This window comes from uncultured Halovibrio sp., assembly GCF_913056445.1.
Classification (GTDB): domain Bacteria; phylum Pseudomonadota; class Gammaproteobacteria; order Pseudomonadales; family Oleiphilaceae; genus Halospina; species Halospina utahensis_B.
This window is the reverse complement of sequence record NZ_CAJXMA010000107.1, coordinates 1-8,170: the sequence shown is the minus strand read 5'-3', so window position 1 is coordinate 8,170 and position 8,170 is coordinate 1. Positions and strand designations below refer to the sequence as shown.

The 8,170-nt window shown below is 61.0% G+C and carries 7 protein-coding genes; 4 read left to right on the top strand and 3 right to left on the bottom strand.

Annotated features, from left to right (window positions below; translation table 11 throughout):
• Window positions 1–164 precede the first annotated feature (164 nt).
• Window positions 165–1,097, top strand: a complete 933-nt coding sequence (locus tag QZ501_RS14110) for a chemotaxis protein (RefSeq protein ID WP_295720392.1) — start codon at window positions 165–167, stop codon at window positions 1,095–1,097.
• On the top strand, window positions 1,094–3,043 hold the full coding sequence (locus tag QZ501_RS14105) for an ATP-binding cassette domain-containing protein (RefSeq protein ID WP_295720389.1): 1,950 nt from the start codon (window positions 1,094–1,096) through the stop codon (window positions 3,041–3,043). The genes QZ501_RS14110 and QZ501_RS14105 overlap by 4 nt, the downstream gene beginning before the upstream one ends.
• Here QZ501_RS14105 and QZ501_RS14100 read toward each other — a convergent pair whose 3' ends face one another.
• Together QZ501_RS14100 and QZ501_RS14095 are read right to left on the bottom strand one after the other, a co-directional pair.
• Complete coding sequence (locus QZ501_RS14100; protein ID WP_295720386.1) at window positions 3,044–3,478, bottom strand: universal stress protein; 435 nt, start codon at window positions 3,476–3,478, stop codon at window positions 3,044–3,046.
• A 23-nt stretch (window positions 3,479–3,501) separates the two neighbouring features.
• On the bottom strand, window positions 3,502–4,365 hold the full coding sequence (locus QZ501_RS14095; protein WP_151440523.1) for a hypothetical protein: 864 nt from the start codon (window positions 4,363–4,365) through the stop codon (window positions 3,502–3,504).
• Between the two features lie 241 nt (window positions 4,366–4,606).
• Between QZ501_RS14095 and fadB the strand changes: the two genes are divergently transcribed.
• Both fadB and fadA read left to right on the top strand, forming a co-directional pair.
• Window positions 4,607–6,754 (top strand): fatty acid oxidation complex subunit alpha FadB, encoded by a 2,148-nt coding sequence (gene fadB, locus QZ501_RS14090; protein ID WP_295720384.1) that lies wholly within the window; start codon window positions 4,607–4,609, stop codon window positions 6,752–6,754.
• A gap of 32 nt (window positions 6,755–6,786) precedes the next feature.
• Window positions 6,787–7,962, top strand: coding sequence for an acetyl-CoA C-acyltransferase FadA (gene fadA / locus QZ501_RS14085; protein ID WP_295720381.1), 1,176 nt, complete (start codon window positions 6,787–6,789; stop codon window positions 7,960–7,962).
• 82 nt (window positions 7,963–8,044) lie between these two features.
• Here the strand turns inward: fadA and QZ501_RS15115 are convergent.
• Window positions 8,045–8,170, bottom strand: a 126-nt coding sequence (locus tag QZ501_RS15115; protein WP_363174798.1) for a TrkA C-terminal domain-containing protein, incomplete at its 5' end; no start/stop codon positions are given.

The window sequence follows — 8,170 nt, the reverse complement described above, 5'->3', positions numbered from 1 at the left end:
AGAGCACCACCTTGCCAAGGTGGATGTCGCGAGTTCGAATCTCGTTTCCCGCTCCAGATTCCCCTCAGAAGCCCGGCCCAGTGCCGGGCTTCTGTGTTTCCGGCCCTCCGCTGCGTTCACTGAGCTACACTGTGCGGAGAATTCCTTGCCCTTCGGAGGCTCCTATGGCAGGACTGCTCGATAACGTGGACCAGCGCACGCGCCTGGTTGGGCGCAACCGGCTGGAACTGCTGTTGTTCCGGCTTCATGGCCGCCAGCTGTTTGCGATCAATGTGTTCAAGGTCCGCGAAGTCATCCGCATGCCGAAACTCACGGCGATCCCGCAACGGCATCCGGTCGTGGAGGGTGTGACCCATCTCCGTGGTACCACGGTTCCGGTGATCAACCTGGGGGCGGCCATTGGCATGAAACCCCAGGAGGTCAGCGACGACGCAAGCCTGATCATCACCGAGTACAACCGCCGGACCCAGGCGTTTCTGATTGGCGGGGTCGAGCGGATTCTGAACATGAACTGGGAAGAGATTGAATCACCGCCGAAAACCACGGGGCGGGGGCATTACCTGACCGCGATCACCCGCCACGAGGAGAAGCTGGTGGAGATCATTGATGTGGAAAAGGTGCTGTCCGAGATCGTGCCCTATACAACCTCGCTTTCCGAAGGACTGGTGGATGACGAAGTGATCGCCACGGCTCAGGGCAAGCGGATCCTGGTGGTGGATGATTCCCCGGTGGCGCTGAACCAGGCGCGTGATACCATCGAGCAGCTTGATATCGAGGTGGTTACTGCGGGCAATGGCGCCGAAGGGCTTGCACGGCTGCAGGCCATGGCACAGAACGGCGAAATCGACCAGCTTCTGATGGTGATCACCGACGCCGAAATGCCCGAAATGGATGGCTACCGCCTGACCACCGAGATCCGTGAGGATTCACGGCTGAAGCATCTGCATGTGGCTCTGCATACCTCGCTGAGCGGGGATTTCAACCAGGCCATGGTGGACCGGGTCGGCTGTGACGACTTTCTTTCCAAGTTCCGCCCTGACGAACTGGCGGAGCTTGTCCAGAACTATCTGCGCAAGGTGTCTGACACTAATTCATGAGTACCGTTCTCACACTGGATTCCATCCAGCTCGCCTTTGGCATGCAACCCCTTCTGGACGGCGCGAATCTGCGCATTGAGCGTGGCGAACGCGTGGCGCTGCTCGGGCGCAACGGTGAAGGGAAATCCACACTGCTGCGCCTGGTGACCGGCGAGCTGGAGCCGGACGCCGGCCAGGTTGTCGTGCCGGAGGGCATGCGGGTGGCCGAGCTGCCCCAGGAACTGCCCGAGAAGCGGGATCTGACCGCCTACCAGGTGGTGGCCCAGGCATTTCCGGAGACAGGGCGGCTTCTGGAGCGGTTCAATGAGCTTTCCATGACCGCCAGCAACGAGGATGACCTGCAGCAGATGCAGCAGGTCCAGGAACGGCTCGAGGCACTGGATGGCTGGCTCTACGATCAACGCATCCGCACGGTTCTGGAACAGTACCGGATCAACCCGGAGGCGCGGCTGGATACGCTCTCGGGCGGCTGGCAGCGCCGTGTGCTGCTGGCTAAGGCGATGGTCACTGACCCCGACCTGTTGCTGCTGGACGAGCCCACCAACCATCTGGACGTTCCCGCGATCCAGTGGCTGGAAGGGGCGCTGGCCCAGTTCCAGGGCGCGGTTCTTTTCGTGAGCCACGACCGTGCCTTCATCCGTGCCATGGCCACCCGCATCATCGAGCTGGATCGCGGCGCGCTGACGTCCTGGCCGGGGAACTATGACCAGTACCTGGACGCCAAGGATAAGGCACTGGCGGATGAAGAGCGCCAGCGTGCGGAGTTTGACCGCAAACTGGCTCAGGAGGAGCGCTGGATCCGTCAGGGGGTGAAGGCCCGCCGTACCCGTAACCAGGGCCGGGTGAAAGAGCTGGAGGCGATGCGGGCCGAGCGCCGCCAGCGCCGTGAACGCTCCGGTAAGGCGAAGATCGAGGTGGAGGATGCCGGTCGTTCCGGTAAGCTGATCGCCGAGGCCCAGCAGGCCGGCTTTGCCTGGAACTCGGAACAGCCGCTGATCCACAACCTGGATTTCATGCTGCTGCGGGGGGACAAGATCGGCGTGATCGGCGAGAACGGCTCGGGCAAGACAACGCTGCTCAAGCTCCTTCTCGGCGATCTCGAGCCCACCGAAGGCCAGATCCGCCGCGGCACGCGTCAGGAAGTGGCCTACTTCGACCAGCTGCGCGGCAAACTGGATCCGGAAAAGACCGCCTTCGAGAACCTCAGTGAGGGGCGTGAGACCGTTGAGGTGAATGGGCGCAGCCGTCATGTCATGGGCTATCTGCAGGATTTCCTGTTCACGCCGGAGCGGGCACGCACCCAGGTGCGGATGCTGTCGGGTGGTGAGCGGGCGCGTCTGCTGCTGGCGAAGCTGTTCAGCCAGCCCGCCAATATCCTGGTGCTCGACGAGCCGACCAACGACCTGGACGTGGATACACTCGAGCTTCTCGAAGCCCAGCTGGTGGAGTTCAAGGGGACCGTGATCGTGATCAGCCACGACCGGGAATTCCTCGACCATGTCGCCGGGAGCGTACTGTTTCTGGACGGCCTTGGTGGTGTGCACGAGACCATTGGTGGCTTCAGTGACTGGCGCCGTGAGGGCGGTCAGTTCCCGGCGGAACAGCCGCCAGTATCCGGAAGTGGAAGCGGGCGCCGCAGCGACTCCGGTGCAGGGGACAACCAGTCCTCGGGCAGTCGCGCGGCGCCGACCTCGGGCTCAGGTTCAGGGTCTGGAGGGAATAAGCTCAGCTACAAATACAAGCTGGAACTGGAGCAGCTGCCACAGCGTATCCGGGACCTGGAGGCACGTATCGCGGAGCTGCACGAGCAGGTCTCGGAGCCGGATTTCTATCAGCAGGACAATGATACGGTCCAGAAGGCGCTTGGCGAACTCTCGGAGCAGGAGTCCGAACTTGAGTCCGCCATGGAGCGCTGGGTGGAACTGGAGGAGATGGCCAGCGGCTGATCAGCCGCCGATGCGCACCGCCAGCACGTCGCAGGGCGAGCCGTGCAGTACGGAGTTGGCGGTGGAGCCCAGCAACAGCTGGATACCGTGACGGCCATGGCTGCCGATCACGATCAGGTCGGAACCGCGTTCCTCCGCCTGCCGGCGTACTTCCGAGCCGGGCCGGCCAACCACCACGTGCCGGCTTTCGGGCCCAACCCCATACTCATCTCCATACGCATCCAGCTTGCTGCGTGCATTGTCTTCAAGCTGCTGCTGCAGGTCACTGAGATCCAGGGGCAGATCGCCGCCATAGGCGTAGCCCACGGGTTCCACCACATGCAGCAGATCCAGGGTTGCGGCGTTGCTCTCCGCCAGCCGTTTCGCCTTGCCCAGCACTTCCGGTGCCTCTTCGGTAAGGTCGATGGCAACCAGGATGCGTTGATAGTCACTCATGGTGGGTGTTCCTCCGTGGGTCTTCAGGCTGATTTGAGGCGTTCAATGGTCTGCTCCAGGCTCTCGATGATGCTGGTGGAATAGCGGTTGATCACGAACGCCACGTTCTGTTCATCATATTCGATGTAGGAGCCACGGATGAAGCGCCATTTGCTGTTGACGTCCGACAGGGTGGCATCGATCTGCTGGTTGTCTCCTACACGCTCGCGGAGCTTCTCCAGGCTGCCCTCAAACTCCCTGGCCAGTTCGTCCAGTGGCTGCTCTGAATCGGCACCCTGGAAAACCTGGGCGACGGATGAGGAAGAGCGCGCTGAGTAGCGGGTGACCATCAGGGCCATGGTGATGGAGGCTTCCCGGGCGAGCTCCAGATCGGTGACGGTAGGGGTGGCCTCCTGGCCGGCCACCTGGTCATAGAGCTTTTCTGACAGCACGCTCAGGTTCTGCGCCTGGTTGGCCATGTCCGACAGCAGCCGCAGGTCCGGGTAACCGGAACCACGCACGTCCTCGATGTTGGTGTCCATCTGGTCCTCGAAGCTCGCATAGGCGCCGCGCAGGTCCTCGAGCTCGGAGCCGGTGAGCGATTCGCCGGCCAGTTCGCCGATCTCGCCGAGCAGGGCGTCCGAGCGTTCCATGTTATCGTTGATCTCGGAAACCAGTTCCTCCTCAGGGTCCATGCTGTAGTTGTAGTAGTCGTTCAGGGCCATGAAGTTGCGCAGACGGAAGCGGTGAATCCGGTCAAGCAGCTGCTCCGCCATGGCTTCGGTTTCGTTTTCCGCCTCGCTGCTGCCGTCCGCCTGCTGACTGTGGGCGGGCAGAGCGCCCAGCGCAAGAAGCGCCAGAGCAAGGAAGCTAGTCAGCAGACGTGTTCGAAGGGTGCCTGTCATCATGTCGGGTTGGTCTCCGCCTTTGTTGTCTGTGTTCTGGATTCTGGCCACAGTGTAGCAAGCTTTCACATTCTTCCAATCCGCAGGGCGGCGCATCTGGGGGCCATGTCGCAGGATGGCGGTGAATAAACAAATTGACAAACGCTCGGTTTTTTTTCATCGTTGGCGCCGGATTCAAACGACTGTATGAATTTGGATCGCGCTACGGCCAGCGACGTACCAATCACAACCTGGAGAACAGTTGATGATTTACGAAGGTAAAGCCATCACGGTTAAAGAGATCGAAGGCGGTTTTGCACAGCTCGACTTCGATCTGACGGGTGAGTCTGTCAATAAGTTCAATCAGCTCACCATCGGGGAGCTCGGCGAAGCGGCCGAGGCCCTCGAAAAGCAGAATAAGCTCAAGGGTCTGGTGGTTACCAGTTCCAAGGACACCTTCATTGTGGGCGCGGACATCACGGAATTCACCGAGCTGTTCGCGGGCCCGGAAGAGGACCTCGTCAACAACAGCCTCAAGGCCAACCGGATCTTCAACAGCATTGAGGACCTTCCTTTCCCGACCGTGACCGCGATCAACGGTCAGGCACTGGGCGGCGGTTTCGAGATGTGCCTGTCCACGGACTTCCGTGTTATGGACGAGAAGGCGAAAGTCGGGCTGCCGGAAGTCAAGCTCGGCATCTTCCCCGGTTTCGGGGGCACAGTGCGCCTCAGCCGCCTCATCGGTGCGGACAACGCCATCGAGTGGATCTGCATGGGTGGCGAGCAGAAAGCGGACAAGGCGCTCAAGGCGCACGCAGTGGATGCGGTGGTGAAGTCCGACCAGCTGGTGGATGCCGCCGTTGATATCCTGAAGGAAGCCAACAGCGGCAAGCTGGACTACCAGGCGCGTCGCGAGGAGAAGACCGGCAAGCTCAAGCTCAACTCCATGGAAAGCATGATGGTGTTTGAGACGTCCAAGGGCTATGTCGCCGGCCAGTCCGGCCCCAACTATCCGTCACCGGTGGAAGCGGTCAAGGTCATGCAGAAGCATGCCGGTATGACCCGCGACAAGGCGGTTGAGGTTGAGGCCAAAGGCTTCGCCAAGATGGCCAAGACCGGCACTGCGGCCTCCCTGGTCCAGATCTTCCTGAACGATCAGGATCTGAAGAAGAAGGCCAAGGACTACGAGAAGCAGGCTAACCAGGTGAAAATGGCGGCCGTTCTCGGTGCCGGCATCATGGGTGGTGGCATTGCGTACCAGAGTGCGCTCAAGGGCACGCCCATCATGATGAAGGACATCAATCGCGACGGTATCAAGCTGGGCCTCGACGAGGCCAAGAAGCAGCTGAGCAAGCGCGTCGAGAAGGGCAAGATGAGCGCCGACCAGATGGGTGATGTGCTCAACAACATCCATCCGACGCTGAATTATGGCGATTTCGGTGATGTGGACCTGGTGGTCGAGGCCGTGGTCGAGAACCCCAAGGTGAAGGATTCGGTACTGCGTGAGACCGAGGACGTGATCGGCGAGGACAAGATCCTTACCTCCAACACCTCCACCATCTCCATTGACCGCCTGGCGAAGAACCTCAAGCGCCCGGAGAACTTCTGCGGCATGCACTTCTTCAACCCGGTACACATGATGCCGCTGGTTGAGGTGATCCGTGGCGAGAAGACCAGTGACAAGGCGGTCGCGACTACCGTTGCCTACGCCCGTGCCATGGGCAAGAGCCCGATCGTGGTCAACGACTGCCCCGGCTTCCTGGTTAACCGGATCCTGTTCCCGTACTTCGGCGGCTTTGCACGCCTGGTACGCGACGGCGCCGACTTCCAGAAAGTCGACAAGGTGATGGAGAAGTTCGGCTGGCCCATGGGCCCGGCCTACCTGCTGGACGTGGTGGGCATGGACACGGCCAAGCACGCCAACGAAGTCATGGCTGAAGGCTTCCCGGATCGCATGAAGGATGAGCACAAGAGCGCCATCGATGTGATGTTCGAGAAGGACCGGCTGGGGCAGAAGTCGGACGTTGGTTTCTACCAGTACAAGCTGGACAAGAAAGGCAAGCAGCAGAAGGTTGTGGATGAGTCCACCTATGATCTGCTCAAGCCGGTTGTTCACAACAGCCAGGAGTTTACCGACGACGAGATCATCGAGCGCATGATGATCCCGCTGTGCATCGAGACCGTGCGGTGCCTGGAAGACAACATCGTGGGTACGGCCGCCGAGGCGGACATGGGGCTGGTCTATGGCATCGGCTTCCCGCCCTTCCGTGGTGGTGCGCTGCGCTATATCGACGACATTGGCCTGGACGCGTTCTGCCAGATGGCAGACAAGTACAAGGACCTGGGTCCGCTTTATCACCCGACCGATGGCATGCGTGAAATGGCCAAGGCCGGCAAAAAGTTCCATGGCTGATCGTTGAACAGATTTCCGAACGGAGAAAATCTATGAGCCTTAATCCGAGAGACGTTGTCATAGTCGATTGCGTGCGGACGCCGATGGGCCGTGCCAAGAATGGCTGTTTCCGCAATGTGCGCGCCGAGGACCTGTCCGCGGCGCTGGTCGAAGCACTGTTTGACCGCAATCCGAAACTGGACCCGAAGGAAGTTGAGGATGTCATCTGGGGCTGCGTGAACCAGACCAAAGAGCAGGGCCTGAACATCGCGCGCCAGATGTCGCTGATGACCCGCATTCCCCACGAGGCGGCGGCACAGACCGTGAACCGCCTGTGTGGCTCCTCCATGAGTGCGCTGCATACCGCCAGCCAGGCGGTCCAGACCGGGAACGGGGAAGTGTTCGTGATCGGTGGTGTTGAGCACATGGGTCACATTCCCATGGAGTCCGGCTTTGATCACAATCCAGCGTCATCCAAGTATTCCGCCAAGGCGTCCAACATGATGGGCCTGACTGCGGAAATGCTGGCCAAGATGCATGGCATTACCCGGGAGCAGCAGGACCAGTTTGGTGCACGGTCCCATCAGCGTGCCTCGCAGGCCCGTGAAAACGGCGGGTTTGATAATGAAATCGTGCCCGTCGAAGGTCACGATGAGAACGGTTACCGTAAGCTGATCGAGCAGGACGAAACCATCCGGCCGGAAACCACGGCGGAAGGCCTGTCCGAGCTCAAGCCGGCGTTTGATCCGAAGGATGGCACAGTCACCGCGGGCACCTCGTCCCAGTTGACCGACGGTGCTTCCAGCATGCTGGTAATGTCCTACGAGAAGGCCAAGGCACTGGGCCTCAAGCCCATCGCCAAGGTCCGTGCGACCGCTGTGGCGGGCGTGGATCCGGCCATCATGGGCTATGGCCCGGTTCCGGCGACCAAGAAGGCCCTGAAACGGGCTGGTCTGAAGGTCGAGGACATCGACTTCTGGGAGCTGAACGAAGCCTTCGCTGGGCAGTCACTGCCGGTACTGAAGGATCTCAAGCTGCTGGACGAGATGGACCAGAAGGTGAACCTGCACGGCGGCGCCATCGCGCTTGGCCACCCGCTGGGCTGCTCCGGTTCCCGCATCTCCACCACGCTGCTGAACGTCATGCAGCAGAACGAGGGTACCCTGGGTGTCGCCACCATGTGTGTCGGCCTGGGGCAGGGGGCGGCGATGGAGTTCTCCCGCTTGTAACTATAGTAGCGTTTGCCAGTCGTCACTCATCCGATCGCACGCCGGTGTGCGCTCGGCTGTGCAATCAGTCGTAAACACTACGCTATCTGCCCTCGGGGTCGACGTAGCGAATCGCCTCGTGGACGCTCTCGCGGTCCCCGATGATCGTCAGTCGGTCACCACGTTCGACGGTGAAATCCGCGCCGGGGACCTGCGTCTCACCGTCTCG

What these genes read in the sequence shown, in the direction of transcription:
- QZ501_RS14110 (WP_295720392.1), top strand. Translation starts at nt 165, where the DNA reads ATGGCAGGACTGCTCGATAACGTGGACCAGCGCACGCGCCTGGTTGGG.
- QZ501_RS14105 (WP_295720389.1), top strand. Translation starts at nt 1,094, where the DNA reads ATGAGTACCGTTCTCACACTGGATTCCATCCAGCTCGCCTTTGGCATG.
- QZ501_RS14100 (WP_295720386.1), bottom strand. Translation starts at nt 3,478, where the DNA reads ATGAGTGACTATCAACGCATCCTGGTTGCCATCGACCTTACCGAAGAG.
- QZ501_RS14095 (WP_151440523.1), bottom strand. Translation starts at nt 4,365, where the DNA reads ATGATGACAGGCACCCTTCGAACACGTCTGCTGACTAGCTTCCTTGCT.
- fadB (WP_295720384.1), top strand. Translation starts at nt 4,607, where the DNA reads ATGATTTACGAAGGTAAAGCCATCACGGTTAAAGAGATCGAAGGCGGT.
- fadA (WP_295720381.1), top strand. Translation starts at nt 6,787, where the DNA reads ATGAGCCTTAATCCGAGAGACGTTGTCATAGTCGATTGCGTGCGGACG.